Annotated in this window: 14 protein-coding genes; 4 read left to right on the plus strand and 10 right to left on the minus strand. The window is 68.3% G+C overall.

The genetic code is table 11. From position 1 onward, the window contains the following. Window positions 1-21: 21 nt before the first annotated feature. The 4 genes from AC1KAR_RS06265 to AC1KAR_RS06280 form a co-directional block, all read right to left on the minus strand. Window positions 22-1,662, minus strand: coding sequence for an AMP-binding protein (locus AC1KAR_RS06265; RefSeq protein WP_480315609.1), 1,641 nt, complete (start codon window positions 1,660-1,662; stop codon window positions 22-24). 27 nt (window positions 1,663-1,689) lie between these two features. After that, on the minus strand, window positions 1,690-3,672 hold the full coding sequence (locus tag AC1KAR_RS06270; RefSeq protein WP_480315611.1) for an alkyl/aryl-sulfatase: 1,983 nt from the start codon (window positions 3,670-3,672) through the stop codon (window positions 1,690-1,692). A gap of 65 nt (window positions 3,673-3,737) precedes the next feature. Further along, window positions 3,738-5,387, minus strand: a complete 1,650-nt coding sequence (locus tag AC1KAR_RS06275) for a GMC family oxidoreductase (RefSeq protein WP_480315613.1) — start codon at window positions 5,385-5,387, stop codon at window positions 3,738-3,740. Between the two features lie 4 nt (window positions 5,388-5,391). Further along, a complete protein-coding gene (locus tag AC1KAR_RS06280) occupies window positions 5,392-6,870 on the minus strand; it encodes a coniferyl aldehyde dehydrogenase (protein ID WP_480315615.1) in 1,479 nt (492 codons plus the stop codon). A 159-nt stretch (window positions 6,871-7,029) separates the two neighbouring features. Here AC1KAR_RS06280 and AC1KAR_RS06285 point away from each other — a divergent pair, with 159 nt between their 5' ends. Together AC1KAR_RS06285 and AC1KAR_RS06290 are read left to right on the plus strand one after the other, a co-directional pair. Beyond that, a complete protein-coding gene (locus AC1KAR_RS06285) occupies window positions 7,030-8,091 on the plus strand; it encodes an AraC family transcriptional regulator (RefSeq protein ID WP_480315617.1) in 1,062 nt (353 codons plus the stop codon). A 133-nt stretch (window positions 8,092-8,224) separates the two neighbouring features. Further along, window positions 8,225-8,650: a globin family protein gene (locus AC1KAR_RS06290; RefSeq protein ID WP_480315619.1), complete on the plus strand. Its 426-nt coding sequence runs from the start codon at window positions 8,225-8,227 to the stop codon at window positions 8,648-8,650. An 18-nt stretch (window positions 8,651-8,668) separates the two neighbouring features. Here AC1KAR_RS06290 and AC1KAR_RS06295 read toward each other — a convergent pair whose 3' ends face one another. Genes AC1KAR_RS06295 through AC1KAR_RS06305 form a run of 3 tightly spaced genes read right to left on the minus strand, consistent with a single transcriptional unit; the run spans window position 8,669 to window position 11,788 of the window. Continuing rightward, window positions 8,669-10,687: a hybrid sensor histidine kinase/response regulator gene (locus AC1KAR_RS06295; protein ID WP_480315621.1), complete on the minus strand. Its 2,019-nt coding sequence runs from the start codon at window positions 10,685-10,687 to the stop codon at window positions 8,669-8,671. Next, a complete protein-coding gene (locus tag AC1KAR_RS06300; protein ID WP_480315623.1) occupies window positions 10,684-11,577 on the minus strand; it encodes a response regulator in 894 nt (297 codons plus the stop codon). The genes AC1KAR_RS06295 and AC1KAR_RS06300 overlap by 4 nt, the downstream gene beginning before the upstream one ends. 13 nt (window positions 11,578-11,590) lie before the next feature. Further along, complete coding sequence (locus AC1KAR_RS06305) at window positions 11,591-11,788, minus strand: hypothetical protein (RefSeq protein WP_480315625.1); 198 nt, start codon at window positions 11,786-11,788, stop codon at window positions 11,591-11,593. A gap of 133 nt (window positions 11,789-11,921) precedes the next feature. On the opposite strand from AC1KAR_RS06305, the gene AC1KAR_RS06310 reads away from it, so the two are divergent. Then, complete coding sequence (locus AC1KAR_RS06310; protein ID WP_480315627.1) at window positions 11,922-12,824, plus strand: 5'-nucleotidase; 903 nt, start codon at window positions 11,922-11,924, stop codon at window positions 12,822-12,824. Here AC1KAR_RS06310 and otnI read toward each other — a convergent pair. Then, a complete protein-coding gene (gene otnI / locus AC1KAR_RS06315) occupies window positions 12,802-13,581 on the minus strand; it encodes a 2-oxo-tetronate isomerase (protein WP_480315629.1) in 780 nt (259 codons plus the stop codon). The two genes, AC1KAR_RS06310 and otnI, sit on opposite strands and share 23 nt — an antisense overlap. Window positions 13,582-13,714: 133 nt before the next feature. On the opposite strand from otnI, the gene AC1KAR_RS06320 reads away from it, so the two are divergent. Further along, window positions 13,715-14,689, plus strand: coding sequence for a Tim44 domain-containing protein (locus AC1KAR_RS06320; RefSeq protein WP_480315631.1), 975 nt, complete (start codon window positions 13,715-13,717; stop codon window positions 14,687-14,689). 14 nt (window positions 14,690-14,703) lie between these two features. Here AC1KAR_RS06320 and AC1KAR_RS06325 read toward each other — a convergent pair whose 3' ends face one another. Next, window positions 14,704-15,015 (minus strand): ATPase with chaperone activity, encoded by a 312-nt coding sequence (locus tag AC1KAR_RS06325; RefSeq protein WP_480315633.1) that lies wholly within the window; start codon window positions 15,013-15,015, stop codon window positions 14,704-14,706. 14 nt (window positions 15,016-15,029) lie between these two features. Then, window positions 15,030-15,830 (minus strand): SDR family NAD(P)-dependent oxidoreductase, encoded by an 801-nt coding sequence (locus tag AC1KAR_RS06330; RefSeq protein ID WP_480315635.1) that lies wholly within the window; start codon window positions 15,828-15,830, stop codon window positions 15,030-15,032. Window positions 15,831-15,846 lie beyond the last annotated feature (16 nt).

Below are 15,846 nucleotides of genomic sequence, written 5' to 3' on the forward strand. Positions count from 1 at the left end.
GCCCTCGCGCGCCGCACCCGCTCAGCGTGCGCGCAACTCCCTGCGCAGCACCTTGCCGACGGCGCTCTTGGGTAGCGCATCGACAAATCGAACCGAGCGCGGCAGCTTGTAGGCGACCAGTTCCTTGCGGCAGTGCTCGATCAGCGTCGCCTCGTCCAGCGTTGCACCAGGCAGCCGCACGACAACCAGGCAAACGGCTTCACCGGTCTTTTCGTCAGGCAGGCCCACGCAGGCGCATTCGGCCACGCCGGGGCAGCTGCTGGCCACGGCCTCGATCTCGTTGGGGTACACGTTGAAGCCCGAGACGAGGATCATGTCCTTCTTGCGGTCGACGATCTTCAGGAACCCGCGCGCGTCGAACACGCCGACATCGCCGGTCTTGAAGTAGCCGTCGGCCGTGAAGGCCTGTGCATTGGCCTCGGGCTGCTGCCAGTAGCCGCGCATCACCTGCGGCCCGCGGATGCAGATCTCGCCGGCCTCGCCCACGGGCTGTTCGCGGCCCTCGTCATCGCGCAGGCTGATGTCGGTGGAGGGCATGGGCAGGCCCGTTGTCGCAGTGAACTCGCGCACGGCGGCGGGGTTGAACGACGCCACCGGGCTGGTCTCCGACAGGCCGTAGCCCTCGCGGATGAACTGGCCCGTGACCTTCTGCCATCGCGCCGACACCGCCGGCACGATGGCCGCGCCACCGCCGATCGCCAGCCGCAGGCGCGACCAGTCGACCTCGGCGAGTGCCGCCTGCTGGGTGAGCCCGGCGTAAAGCGTGTTGACGCCCGTGATCACCGTCGGCCGCGCGTTGCGCAACACGCCGACGAAGGCGTTCATGTCGCGTGGATTGGCCACCAGCCAGTTCTCGGCGCCGATGCTGAAGTAGGTGATGAAGTTCACCATCAGCGCAAAGATGTGATACAGCGGAATGGCGGTGACGATCACCTCTTCGCCGGGCCGCATGGATTCCGGCATGAAGAGCGCGTACTGAGCGCAGTTGGCGAGCAGGTTGCCGTGCGACAGTGCTGCCCCCTTCGACACGCCCGTCGTGCCACCGGTGTACTGCAGGAAGATCAGGTCATCTGGCGTCGTCTTCACCGGCGTGTAGGGCAGCGCCTCGCCGGCCTGCAAGGCCGCTCCGAAGGCGATGACTTCGCAGCCCGACAAGCCACCGTCGACCGGCGGGTCGGCAGGGCCGGGCTCGGGACCCAGGCCGAAGCCCGCCGTCAGAACGCAGCGCAGCGAGGTCTCGTTCAGCGCCTCGCGCAGCACAGGGGTCGCGGCGTTGAAGATGACCAGCATCTCGGCACCGGCGTCGTGCAGTTGGTGAGCCAGTTCTCGCGCGGTGTACAGGGGGTTGACGTTCACCTGGACGGCTCCCGCACGCAGGATGCCCAGCATCGCTACCGGAAAGGCCAGGATGTTCGGCGTCATCACCGCCACGCGATCACCGCGGCCGATGCCGCGAGATTGCAGCCAGGCCGCGAACTGGCGCGACAGCCGGTCGAGCTCTGCAAAGGTCAACGCCTGCGCGCCGAACCGAAAGGCCGGGCGCTGCGCATGGCGTTGCATCGCAGCTTCGAGCATCGACGTGACGCTCTGATGCGCCGGCTCGGGCAGTTGCGCCGGGATGCCGAACTCACGGTACGTGGCCAGCCAGGGGCGTTCTTGCATGGTGTTCTCCTCGTGATGGGCGACGACTCAACGCGCTGCAACGCCAGCCACGCCGGCTGATGCAGGAGTCACGATGTCGAACAGCGGGCTGAACGTGTCCAGGTTCGCGAAGATCGCGCCCAGCGCCTTCGGGTCGCCCTCGACCTTGGCCTCGCCGCCCTCGATGAGCTTGGGCAGCGGCACGCCGCCCAGCAGCATCTTGAAGAAGGCCGGCCGGGTGAGCGACAGCGTGACGTTGGGTGACCCGAGCTTGCGGCCCTTGGTGTTGTTCAACACGGCGTTGGACAGCTCCAGCGCATAGGTCTCGTTGCTGTCGGTGAAGTTCACCTGGATCCCGGCTTGCATGCCGTCGACCTTCTGGTGGTTCAGACGCACGGCGATGAAGTCGAAGATCAGGTCGAGCGACATGCCGCGCACCATGTCCGGCCCCTGGGTGGACAGCCGCACCGGCTTGACGCCCTCGCGCAGTTCCTTGGCCGCGACCAGGTACTCGTTGCGCCACACGCCCGACTCTGCCTGGTAACCCAGCTGCTCGAGGGCGTCGGCCTGCAACGCCCGGGCCTTCTCGTTGGCGGGTTCGGCCATCACGGCGTTGTTGTTGAGTTCGACCGCCCAGCGGTACTCGCCGGCCTCGTAGGCCGCGCGTGCCTTGGCCACGACCGCATCGACACCCCCGATGGCGGCCACGTAGCGCTTGGCCGCCTCGGCTTCGGGCAGCGGGTTCAGCGTGGCCGGGTTGCCGTCGTAGAAGCCCAGGTAGAAGTTGTACACACCACGCAGGTTGTGGCTGAGCGTGCCGTAGTAGCCGTGGGTGGAGAAGTCGTTGCGCAGGCCCTTGGGGATGTAGTCCAGGTTGGCCAGGCCGTCCATCTTCACGCCCTTGTTGGCCATGTTGAGCGCCACGTCGTTGATGTAGCGGTACAGGTCACGCTGGTTCTCCAGGTGCTTCTTGATGCGCGCACCGCCCCACACCGGCCAATGGTGGCTGCGGAAGGCCACCTCGGCTTCCGGGTGGAAGTCGATCATCTCGTTGATGTACTTGCTCCACGCCAGCGAATCACGCGCCTTCGCGCCGCGCAGGGTGTAGATGTTGTGCATGTTCGCCGTCACCACTTCGGACAGGCACAGCGCCTTGAAGTCAGGGAAGTAGAACGCGAACTCCGCCGGTGCCTCGGAGCCGTTGGCCATCTGGAAGACGATGCGGCGGCCATCGATCACTCGCTCTTCGCCGGTCTTCTTGACGCTGTCGGTCGGCGCGATGAGCCCGATGGTGCCGGTCGACAGGCCCTTGCCGAGACCAGAACCCACCACGCCCTTCTCGCCGCTGGGCAAGGGTGCCCCGAACTGGTAGTGCGCGCGACGCGTCATGGCATTGCCGGCAAGCACGTTCTCGGCGACGGCATGGTCCATGAAGCCTTCGGGCGCGATGATGGGCACCTTGCCCGAACGCACGTCGGCCTCGTCGACCACGCCGCGGATGCCACCGAAATGATCGGCGTGGCTGTGCGTGAGGATCACCGCCACCACCGGCTTCCTGCCGAGCTTCTCCATGGCGAAGTCGAGCGTGACCCGGGCCACCTCGGCACTCATCAGCGGATCGATCACGATCCAGCCGGTCTTGCCGGCCACGAGCGTCATGTTCGCCAGGTCGTAGCCGCGGATCTGCCAGATGCCTTCGGTCACCTTGAACACGCCCACCGAGTTGTTGAGCCGTTCCTGGCGCCACAGGCTGGGGTTCACGGAACTGGGCGCCTCGCCCTGGATGAAGGCGAACTGGGCGGGGTCCCACACGAGATTGCCCTTGGCGTCCTTGATGGGTGTGTCGGGAAGGCGTGCGACCAGGCCGCGCGTGGCGTCTTCGAAGTCCTGCTTGTCGGCCAGGTCGTAGGCGGCGCCGAAGCGCTTGTTGGCCTGCGCTGTGGCCGCGGTCGCATCCTTGGGAGCCTCATGGGCATGAACGGAAAGTGCTGCGGCGAGGGCGGCAACCAGGGCAAGGGGCTTGGTGGACATGTGTCTCCTGTGTGAGATGGGGTGTATGGGTTGAATCGGGTTCGTCGGGGCGCGGCGGGCCCCTGTCAGGCGGGTTGCGCCTCTCGGGCGACCGGCGCACTGCTGCGACGGGCATCGGCGCGGATCATCTCGGCGGCCTTCTCGCCGATCATGATCGTCGGCGCGTTGGTGTTGCCTCCCACCACGGTGGGCATGATCGAGGCGTCGACCACGCGCAGGCCGCTGATGCCGCGCACGCGCAGGCGTTCGTCGACGACGGCCATCGCATCGTCCGCCGCACCCATCTTGCAGGTGCCCACCGGGTGGTACTGCGTGTCGGCGCGGTTGCGGATGTCGCGCTCGATGCTTGCCGGGTCGTCGGCACGCGTCGCGTAGAGCTGCTTGCCGCGCACGCTGCCGAAGGCGCGCGACTCCATGATGCGCTGCTGGATCTGCCCGCCCTTGACGAGGCGCTTCAGGTCGCGCTCGTCATCGAAGAAGCGCGGGTCGATCAGTGGTGCGTCGTGCGCGTTGGTGCTGGCCAGGCGCACCTCGCCTCGGCTGTGCGGGCGCAGCAGGTCGACGTGGCAGGAGATGCCGTGCCCGAGGTGCTGCTTGCGGGCGTGGTCGTCGACGATCGCGAGCACGAACACGAGCTGCAGGTCGGGCACGGTCACCTCGGGCGACGAGCACAGGAAGGCCCCGGCCGTGGCGATCGAGCTGGTGACCATGCCGCTGCGCTTCTTCTTCCACTCGAACATCGCGCGCGCGAGCTTCAAGCCACCGCGCGGCGAGGCGCCGAAGGTCTCGGTGTCGCTCGGCACGCGCCAGGTCTGCACGTAGTCGATGTGGTCCTGCAGGTTCTGGCCGACGCCGGGCAGGTCGTGCACGATCGGAATGCCCTTCTCGCGCAGGTGCGCCGCCGGGCCGATGCCCGAGAGCATCAGCAACTGCGGCGAACCGAAGGCGCCCGAGCTCAGCACGACCTCGGCGCGCGCACGCACCTGCAGCTTGCGGCCTTCCTGTTCGACGGCCACGCCGATCACGCGGCGGCCCTCGAAGAGCAGGCGCGTGGTCACGGCGCGCGTCAACACCTTCAGGTTGGGGCGCGACAGGTGGGGCGTGAGGTAGCCCTTGGCGGCGCTGCAGCGTTCGCCGTTCTTCTGCGTCACCTGGTACAGGAAGGCGCCGTTCTGGTTCGCGCCGTTGTAGTCGGCGATGGTCGGGATGCCCTGCTCGGCCGCGGCCGCGAGGAACATGTCGTTGATCGGGCTCGCGTGGCGCGGGTAGGTCACGTTCAGCGGGCCGCCGGTGCCGTGGAAGGCATCGCTGCCGTGGATCTCGTTGTTCTCGGAACGCTTGAAGTAGGGCAGCACCTCGTCGTAGGACCAGCCCGCGTTGCCGAGCGAGGCCCAGTGGTCGTAGTCCCAGCGGTTGCCACGCACGTAGAGCATGGCGTTGGTGGAGCTGGAACCGCCGAGCGTCTTGCCGCGCGGCTGGTAGCCGCGCCGGCCGTTCAGGCCCTTCTGCGGCACGGTCTGGAAGGCCCAGTTGTTGATGCGCGTGGGCATCATCGCCACCACGCCCACCGGTGCATGGATCAGCACGCTGGTGTCCGGGCCGCCGGCTTCGAGCAGGCAGACGCTGACGTTCGGGTCTTCGCTCAGGCGCGAGGCCACTGCACAGCCGCCGGAGCCGCCGCCGACGACGACGTAGTCGAATTCGAGATCACTCATGGTGTTACTTCCTTGAAGGGGCAGAAGGCTGCGGGGTGTGTGCACTCAGGGCGGGGTCGCCCTGGCCGAGCCAGAGGCGCAGCACCAGGCGCTGCACGAGGTTCCCGTAGGGCGGGTAGAAGAGCCCGATCGGGTAGAAGCGGTGCCGCTTGAACACCGTCTTGGCGTGCGAGAGCTCGCGGAAGCCCTCGATGCCGTGGTAGGTGCCCATGCCCGAGTTGCCGACGCCACCGAAGGGCGCGTCGTGGTTGATCACGTGCCAGCCCCAGTCGTTGACGGTCACGCCGCCGGCGTGCGTGTTCTGCAGCACGCGCTCGCGCGCTGCCGCGTCGTGGCTGAAGAGGTACATCGCCAGCGGGCGCGGGCCGCTGCGCACGTACGCCGCCGCCTGGTCGAGCGTGTCGTAGGGCAGCACCGGCAGGATGGGGCCGAATATCTCCTCCTGCGCGATCCGCATCTCGGGCGTGATGCCGGTGACGATCTGCATCGGCATGCGCCGCCCCATGCCGGGGCCGCAGGCCAGCACGGTCGCGCCCTTGGCGCGGGCATCGTCGAGCAGCGCGGTGATGCGCGCGTGGTGGCGGTCGTTGACGAGGCCGGTGTAGTCGGGGTGCTGGTCGGCGCGATCGCCGAAGCTACGCTGGAAGGCCGCGCGCACCTCGCCCACGAAGGCATCGAGCTGCTCGCGCGGCACCAGCGCGTAGTCGGGCGAGACGCAGATCTGCCCGGCGTTGGTGGCCTTGCCGTGCGCGATGCGCGCGGCCGCCTCGGCCATCGGGTAGCCGCGGTCGACGATGGCCGGTGACTTGCCGCCCAGCTCCAGCGTGACCGGCGTGAGGTTCTGCGCCGCCGTGCGCATCACGATGCGGCCCACGGCCGGCGAGCCGGTGAACACGATGTGGTCGAAGGGCAGCGAGGTGAACGTATTGGGGTCGGTGACTTCTTCGCCGAACACGGCCACGTGGTCGGTGGCGAACACCTCGCCGAGCAGGCGGCGCAGCACCGCATTGGTGGCCGGCGTCACCTCGGGCATCTTGATCATCACCCGGTTGCCGGCCGCCAGCGCCGCGGCCAGCGGGCCGATGGCCAGGTACAGCGGGAAGTTCCACGGCACGATGACGCCGACCACGCCCTTGGGCTGGTAGCGCACGCGCAGGCTGTTGCTCAGGAAGAGCAGCTCGGTGCCGCGCCGCGAGGGCCGCATCCAGCGCTTGAGGTGCGAGATCGCGTGGTTGATCTCCAGCGTGGAGCCGAGCAGGTCGAGCATCTTCGACTCCGCGTGGGCGCGGTGGCCGAAGTCGGCACTGATGGCGTCGGCGATCAGCTCCTGGTAGCGGTGGATCTGCCGCTTGAGCGCGCGCAGGTGCTCGCGCCGCTGCGCGGCCGGGGGGTAAGGCTGGCGGGCGAACGCGGCCTGTTGGGCGGCGAATCGGTCCGCCATGAGGCTCTGGACAGCGTCCGATGGGGCTTGTCGATCGTTCATCGCATCCTCGTCTGGCCTGGGGTGAAGGGCCGGGCTGGGGGACCGGCTTGGGGGCCGGCTCGGTCGACCGCGATCGTGCGCCGGGGCCCCGGGGAAGACGAGGTTGAAAGCGGTCAGGGGGAGGGTGAAAATCTGCCAGTCGCCCTCAGGAATACCCGGATGAACGGTTCCAGCACCCTCATTTCCCGCTTGTCCAAAGACACCGATTCGGCGGTGCACAGCATGCTCGGCCTGCGCGCGTTGTTCGACGAGTTCGCCGAGCACGGCATCACCGCATCGGCCCTGCTGCAGGGCACGGGCCTCACGCCTGAGCAACTCGACGATGCGCAGGCGCGCATCTCACGCCCGCAGAAGGTCACGATCTTTGGCAACGCGAAGCGCTTGTCCGTCGTGCCAGACATCGGCCTGCGCGCCGGTGCGCGCCAACGCCTGAGCGATTTCGGCGTGTACGGCTACGCGCTGGTCAGCAGCAACACCTTCGGCGACGCAGTCGCGCTGGGCATCCGGCACGTGCACCTCGCCGGGCCTGTTCTCGAGAAGCGGTTTCGCATCGAGGGCGACACCGCGGTGTTCGAGGGCCACGACGTGATGGAACTCGGCGACATCCTCCCCATCGCCACCGAGTTCTGGTTCGCCTCCATCCTCAAGCTCACGAGCGCGGTGCTCGAGCAGCCCATGCCCTCACGCCTGCTGCTGCTGCCCTACCCGCGCCCGGCGCACGCCGCGGCCTACGAGCGCGCCTTCGGCTGCCCGGTGCACTTCGATCAGACGGTCATGGAGTGGCACTTCGATGCGAGCCTGCTCGATCTTCCGTGCCCGAACGCGAACCCGATCACCGCCGACGTCTGCAAACGTTTTTGCGAACGCATGCTCGAAGGCCTTCCGCACGAAGACACGCTGGCGCGGCAAATTCGCACCGCCTGCCTCAACAGCCGTGGCGATTTCCCGAGCGCGGAGCAGATGGCGCAGCGGCTGGGCCTTTCGGTGCGCAGCCTGCACCGCAAGCTGGCCGAGAACGAGCTTCGCTACCAGGAGATCGTCGACGACGTGCGGCGCTCGCTCGCCCTCGAGTTTCTGCGCGATACCGCCATGTCAGTCGAGCAGATCGCCGCGCGGGTGGGTTTCTCCGACGCGTCGAACTTCCGCAAGGCCTTTCGCAAATGGACTGGCAACGCTCCGGCGCACTACCGAAGCGCCCCAAGCGCCGGCAACCCGCCCTGAGCCCCAAGCCGCCTGGCGAGCGGCAACCATCGAAACAATCTACCGCGGCGCGTGAAACACCGGTGAAGCCTTCGCGTCGCACCATGGCGTCTCCATTCATCCAGAGGGCCAGACCCTCGCCCAAGGAGACTCGATGACACCGACTCAGATCGGCCACGTGCGCAGCAGCTTTGCGCTGGTCGAACCCATTGCGACGCAAGCCGCGGCGCTGTTCTACGACAACCTTTTCACCGCCGACCCCCAGGTTCGCCGTCTCTTCCAGGGCAACATGACGCAGCAGGGCGCGCGGCTGATGACGATGATCGGTGCCGCGGTCGACCTGCTCGAAGACCCTGAAACCCTCACGCCCACACTGCGCAAGCTGGGCCTTCGACATGTGAACTACGGCGTGCGTGACGAGCACTACGCCACGGTGGGCGGCGCGCTGCTCAAGACGCTGGCGCAAGGCCTGGGTGATGCCTACACCGACGAGGTGCACGCCTCTTGGGTGGCGCTCTACCGCGTGGTCAGCGAGACCATGATCGACGCAGCACGAAGCGCACCTGCGCAGGCCGCCTGAACCGCACGCCCGGCCGACTCAAGCGGCGGGCAAAGGATCAGTCGGCGAAGAATCCAGCAGTTGCGCCACGGCCGTCAGCAGGTCGCTCTTGGAGAAGGGCTTGTCCAGCCCCGCGCAATGCACCTTGCGCAAGAACTCGCTGGCACCAGGCGAAAGGGTGTCACCCGTGACGAACAGCATGCGCTGCGACAGCGCCGGGTGAAGCTGCGCGACCTCGCGCCACAGCGTCGCGCCGTCCATCTCGGGCATGTGCAGGTCGGAGACGATGGCGTCGAAGCGTGCCGTCTCGAGCAGTGCCAGCGCCACTGCGCCCGATTCCGCCGTGGCCACTTCGTAGCCAGCGCCTTCGAGCATGTCGCGCATCAGGCCGGCGATCTCGGCTTCGTCGTCAACCACCAGCAGGCGGGCCTGCGATGCATCGGCGCCCTGGAGCGGGACCGGGCTGGACTCGTGCAAGGGCTCGCCGCTGATCGGCAGGTTCAGACGGAAGCTCGCGCCGCCCTGGTGGGCCGTGGGTTCGAGCGTGAGGTCGCCACCGTGGTCGCGAGCCAGCGAGCGCGATACAGCAAGGCCGAGCCCGGTGCCGATGCCTTCGGGCTTGGTGGTGAAGAAGGGCTCGAACAGCTTGGCGCGCAGGTCCGCAGGCACGCCGGGACCGTTGTCCGAGACGCGCAGCCACACACGCGGCTCGCGGTTCTCGCGCCGTGCTTCCACGCCGCTCTCGATGTGCACGTGGCGCTCACCCTCCATGCCGCCGAGCGCCTGCTGCGCGTTGACGAGCAGGTTGAGCACGATCTGGCCGATCTGGTCGGCGTCGGCCTTCACGCTCGGGATTTCATCGAGCAGGTGCAGGCGCATCTCGACGCCGTGGCTGCGGAAGCTGTAGCTCAGCATCTCGGCCGCGGCACGCGTGAGGTCGTTGAGCGACACGCTCTCACGCGTGGCCGGCTTGCTGCGCGCCATGTTCAAGAAGGTACGCACGATGCGGCCACAGCGCTCGGCCGCTTCGCGGATGCGCTGCACGTCCTGCTTGATGCCGGGGTCGTCGCACTTCTCTTCGAGCAGGCTCGCGCGGCCCATGACGATGGCCAGCGGGTTGTTCAACTCGTGGGCCACGCCGGCCAGCAGGCTGCCCATGGCGGTGAGCTTCTCGCTCTGGCGCAACGCGTCGCGCTGGCGCTCGATCTGCTGAGCCGAGTTGTGGCGCTCGGTCACGTCGACGAGCGAGGCGGTGTAGTAGACCGTGCCGCCCACGTGCGTTCGCCACAGCACCATCTCGATCGGGAACTCGGAGCCATCGGCGCGCAGTGCGTGCAGCTCCATGCGCTTGCCCAGCACGCGCGCATCACCGCCATCGCTCAATCGGCGGATGCCGGCGTCGTGCGCCGCGCGGTAGCGCTCGGGCATGATCACGTCGCTCACAAGCTGGCCGACGACATCGACGCGCGACCGGCCGAACATGGCCTCGGCGGCAGGGTTGAACTCGACGATGCGCCCGCGGGCGTCGGTGGAGATCAGCGCCGCCAGCGCGTGGTCGACGATGGCCGCCTTGAGCGCCTCGCTCGCCTGCAGCTGCCCCTCTTGCGCAACGAGCTGCTCCTCGCGCAGCTTGAGCTCGGTGTGGTCGCGACCGAACACCACCACGCCCTGCACCTCGGCCCCGGCCGGGGCAAAGGGCATGAGCGTTTCCTGCAGGTAGCGCCGGCCGTGCCGGGGGTATTCGACCCAACCCTCCCAACTGAGCGAGTCGCCCTTGAAGAGCCGCTCGGCCCATGGCAGGTAGCCCGCATAGGCGGCGTCGCCCATCACCTTGGACACATGCAGGCCGATCACGCGCTCGGGCGGCATGCCGTAGAAGTCGAGCGCCTCTCGATTGGCGTAGGTGAAGCAGTGGTCGCGCCCTACCACCACGACACGCGCCGTGATGTTGTCGAGCAGTGCGCTCATCAGCTCGGGCGCGAGCGAGGGCAGCGCGCCGGCCTCACGGTCCCAGCGCGAGGGCCCGTTCCAGACGAACTTGCCCTCGGGCCCGGTCATGCGGCGCTCGCGTTGGTGGGTACGAACACGTAGCCCACGTTGCGAACGGTCTTGAGCACCTCGGGTTTGTCGGGGTTGGTTTCGATCTTGCGGCGCAAGCGCATCACGCGCAGGTCGATGGAGCGGTCGAAGACATCCCAGCCACGGTTGTGCGCCTGCTCCATGATCTGGTCGCGGTTGAGCGGGCGATTGGGGTTGCGAGCGAAGAGCGCCAGCAGGTCGAACTCGGCCGCGCTGATCTCGATCTCGCTGCTGTCGGCACCGAAGAGGCGGCGCTCATCCAGGTCGAGCTGGCAGTGGCCGAACTGAACGCGCTTGGCGTCGAGCGCCGCCACCGCGGCAGCGGCCGCGGGCTGAGCGGCCTGCTTGAGGCGGCGCAGCACGGCGCGCACGCGGGCCAGCAACTCGCGCATCTCGAAGGGCTTGGGGATGTAGTCGTCTGCGCCGAGTTCGAGGCCCACCACGCGGTCGACCGATTCGCCCGCCGTGGTCAGCATGACCAGGCCGACACGGGGGTGAGCGTCACGCATCCAGCGGGCGAGCGAGAGGCCGTTCTCGCCGGGCATGTTGACGTCGAGGATGGCGAGGTCGGGGGGCGATTCGGCCAGCGCGGCGCGGGCGGCGAGCGCATCGGCGGCGGTGCGCACGGCAATGCCATGCCGGCTGAAGTACTCGCTGAGCAGCGAGCGCAACTCGGGTTCGTCGTCGACCACCAGGACGGTGGTGCCGGTGCTGGCTTCACCCAATGTCATGGCCTGCGCTCCGGGCGTGTGATGTGGCAGGGCCGCATCATATCGGTCGGCCACGGGCGCGCCAGTGGGCGCGGCACGGGCACGATCGGCCTGTGCGAGCACCGCGGCGATCCAGTCGCGCGAGGGTGACGAACTCACGACGGCGGGGCGCTCAGACAGCACCGTGCGCCACCGCCAGGTCTTCGGCAAAGGCTTCGCTGCGGAACACCACGGGGCGGGTGTCGGCGAAGTCCGGGCGATGCGGGCGAACGTCACCGGAGCGGACCGCGGCGCGGCGCGGCGGGTTCGCACGGCGCGTAGCCGGCAGTGCGAACAGGCGGTGCAGGGTGGCGGCGACGATCTGGTTCATGGCGTACTCCGAAGGCTGAAAGCTGAAGGCCATGCGGCCAGTGCGAGCACTGTCGCTGCGGCAGGTATCAACGGCGTTTCGCCACCTCGGCGCTTTGTTTCGTTTGTTGCGACGGCCCTTTTATGATCGCCGCATGCCTGTCACCCTGGATGGCCAACTGGTCGTCGCCATTTCCTCGCGCGCCTTGTTCGATTTCGAAGAGGAGAACCGCCTGTTCGAAGGCGGCGACGACCGTGCCTACATGCAACTCCAGCTCGAACGCGTGGCCGAACCAGCCAAACCGGGCGTCGCCTTCTCGCTGGTGAACAAGTTGCTGGCGTTCAACGCCAAGTCGCCCGCGGTCGAGGTGGTGATCCTCTCGCGCAACGACCCGGTCTCGGGCATGCGGGTGTTCCGCTCGGCCAAGCACTATGGCTTGCCCATCCAGCGCGGCGTGTTCACGCGCGGCGAGTCGCCCTGGCGCTACCTGAAGCCCCTCAACGCGAACCTGTTCCTGTCCACCAACGAGCCCGATGTACGCTCGGCGCTCGCGGCTGGCGTGCCGGCGGCGCGTGTGTACCCGCATTCGGCGCGCGCTTCCGCCGCCCACCCCGACGAGGTTCGGATCGCCTTCGACGGCGACGCGGTGCTGTTCTCCGACGAGGCCGAGCGCGTGTTCCAGCATGCCGGGCTCGACGCCTTCCAGGCCCACGAGCGAGACCGTGCCGACCTGCCGCTGGCGGCCGGCCCCTTCAAGCCGCTGCTCGAGGCCCTGCAACTGCTGCAGCGCCAGGAGTCGCCCCGCATGCGCCTGCGCACCGCGCTCGTCACCGCGCGCAGCGCCCCGGCGCACGAGCGCGCGATCCGCACGCTGATGGAGTGGGACATCGAGATCGACGAGGCCATGTTCCTCGGCGGCCTGCCCAAGGGCGCCTTCCTGCGCGAGTTCGAACCCGATTTCTTCTTCGACGACCAGACCGGCCACGTCGAGAACGCGCTGCTGCACGTGCCCTCGGGGCACGTGGCGGCGGGCGTCACGAACCTCGAATCCAGCTGAGCCCGGCCGAGGTGCCGCCACGCGGGCGGTACTCGGCACCGATGTGCCCGCCGTAGCCCAGCGAGTCGATCAGCTCGAACAGGTACGGGTAGTTCAACTCACCGCGATCCGGCTCGGCGCGCTCCGGCACGCCGGCGATCTGGATGTGGCCCACGCGGCCGGTGGGCAGGTACTGGCGCAGCTTGGTGGCCACGTCGCCCTCGACGACCTGGCAGTGATACAGATCCATCTGCACCTTGAGATTGGGCGCCCCGACCTCGGCCACGATGGCGTGGGCGTGGTCCTGCCGGTTCAGGAAGTAGCCCGGCATGTCGCGGCGGTTGATGGGCTCGATCAGCAAATCCACCCCCAGGTCGCCCGCCCGCTGCGCCGACCAGGCGAGATTGCTGAGGTAGGTGGCCTGGTGCACCGCCCGATCGGCACCCGCCGCCAGCACGCCCGCCATCACATGAATGCGGGGCACGCCCAAGGCCTGGGCGTAGTCGAGCGCCTGGCCGATGGCCCGCTTGAAATCGGCTTCGCGCCCCGGCATGCAGGCCAGGCCCCGGTCGCCGGCCGCCCAGTCGCCGGGCGGGGCGTTGAACAGCACTTGGCGCAAGCCCTGGCCGTGCAAGGCGTCTGACAGCCGCTGCGGCGCGTGTTCGTAGGGGAAAAGGAACTCGACCGCCTCGAACCCGTCGGCACGGGCCGCCGCAAAGCGTTCGAGGAAGGGGTGCTCCCCGTACATCAGCGTCAGGTTGGCGGCAAAGCGAGGCATGGGGGTCGAAGATAGCAGGCCGTCACGGCCGTAGCAGCCACTAACACATGGCAAACAGCGCTTGAATTCGTTCAGGTTGGCGTCATACTTCGAGGGCAAGGCGGGGCGTTCCCGCCATTTCCGAGACCTCGCAATGAAACGCATTCTCCTGAGCTTGTTCGTCGCCGCACTGAGCCTGGGCGTCGTGGCCACATCGGTCGAGGCCAAGCGCCTTGGCGGTGGCAGCTCTTCGGGCATGAAGCGGCAGACGCCGCCGCCCTCGAACCAGGCACCTGGGCAGAGCGCCGGGCAAGGCCCGACCGCGCCCAACCAGGCCGCCGTGCCGGCCAAGCCGGGCGCCGCACCGGCGGCGGCCGCTGCCACGCCCAAGCGCTCGTGGATGGGCCCGATCGCCGGCATCGCGGCCGGTTTGGGCATCGCTGCCCTGCTGAGCCACTTCGGCCTGGGTGAAGGCGTGGCCAGCATCCTCACGATGGTGCTGCTCGCGATGGTGGCGATCTTCGTGATCCGCTTCCTGCTGATGCGCTTCGGCCCGAATGCCGCGGCGCGCAACACGCTGGCGCCGGCCGGCGCGGGCCATGGCGCCTTCGGCCAGGCGCCCTTTGCCAAATCGCCCTTCGGCAACCAGCCGCTCGACACGTCTGCGGGCTTCGGGTCGGGCTCGGGTGCGAGCACGCAGCCCGCGGCGTTCCAGCCGGCACAAGCCGACGTGACGGGCTCTGTCGGCCTGCCCGCTGGTTTCGACGCCCCGGCCTTCGAGCGCATCGCCAAGCTGATCTTCATCCGCATGCAGGCGGCCAACGACGCCGGCAACCTGGATGACCTGCGCCAGTTCGCCACCCCCGAGATGTTTGCGACCTTCCGCCTCGACCTGCAAGACCGCTCTGGCGGCACGCAGAAGACCGACGTGGTGCAGCTCAACGCGCAGGTGCTCGACTTCGTCCAGGAAGCCGACCAGCAGATCGTCAGCGTGCGCTTCCACGGGCTGATCCGCGAAGAGAACGAAGGCCCGACCACGACCTTCGACGAGGTCTGGCACCTGGTGAAGCCCACCGACGGCAGCCGCGAGTGGGCGATTGCGGGCATTGCGCAGAGCGACGCCGTTTGAAGCGTTCCTGACGCTCAGGGCCGGGGCAGCGGCTCCCAGCCCAGCAGCTCGGCCAGCCGCTGGATCACCCAGCCGGCTTCGGCCTCTTCCACGCCCACCTGCCCTTCGCGCAGGCCGGTGTGGATACGTTCCAGCACATCCCGCTCGGCGATGCCCAGCTCCCACAGGCGGCTCTGCGCCGTCTCGGTCAGCATGCTGGCGAGGTCTTCGCAGTACTCGTAGCGCTGCTGGATCTCGTGACGCGGGGCGGTCGGCTTGATGCGCCCCGGCGGCACGAACAGCGCGATGAACGAGGGCGGGATCTCGATCTGGTTCTCGTCGGACATCGGCGGCTGTGTGTTCAGGCCTCGCGCGAGCGTTCGTTGAACTGCCAGATCCGGCCGCCATCGACCACCAGATCGTGCGCGTTGACGAAGCTGCCTTCATCGCTGGCCAGGAAGAGCGCCGCATTGGCGATGTCGTCGGCCAGGCCCGAGCGCGGCGTCGGCGTGGCATGCGCGAGGTTCTGCTGCAACTTGGCCAGGCGCTTGGCGTTCACCTCGTCGGTGGTGGTGCTCGCACCGCCCCAGAAGATAGGCGTGGCAATGGCGCCCGGCGAGATCGAGTTGACGCGGATGTTGTCCGGCCCCAGTTGCACCCCCATCAGGCGCGTGAGGTGGCTCACCGCCGCCTTGGCGCACGAATAGAGCATGGCACCCTGTGCCAGCCGGTGCGCGGCGATGCTGGAGTTGTTGATGATGCTGCCGCCGCCCGTGGCCTTCATCACGCGCGCCGCGTGCTTGATGCCGAAGAGCGCACTGCCGTAGAGCAGCTTCATGGCGTAGTCGACCTGCTGCTCGGTCACGTCGTCGAGCGAGCCCGGCGTGTTGCCGCCGGCGTTGTTGAACATGCAGTCGAGGCGGCCGAATCGGGCCACCGCGGTGTCGGCCAGCGCAGCGACGTCGGCTTCGCGCATGACGTCGGCAGCCTGGAAGACCACGCTCTCGCCCAGCTCGCGCGCCAGCGCTTCGCCGCGCTCCACGCTGCGCCCGGCGATCACCACCTTGGCCCCTTCGGCCGCAAAACGCCGCGCCGTCGCCTCGCCGATGCCGCTGGTAGCGCCCGTGATCACCGCCACCTTGCCCTGCAATCTGTTGCCCATGAACCCGTCCTCTGTG

The sequence above is a fragment of the Piscinibacter sp. PDB1-1 genome (assembly GCF_056675995.1).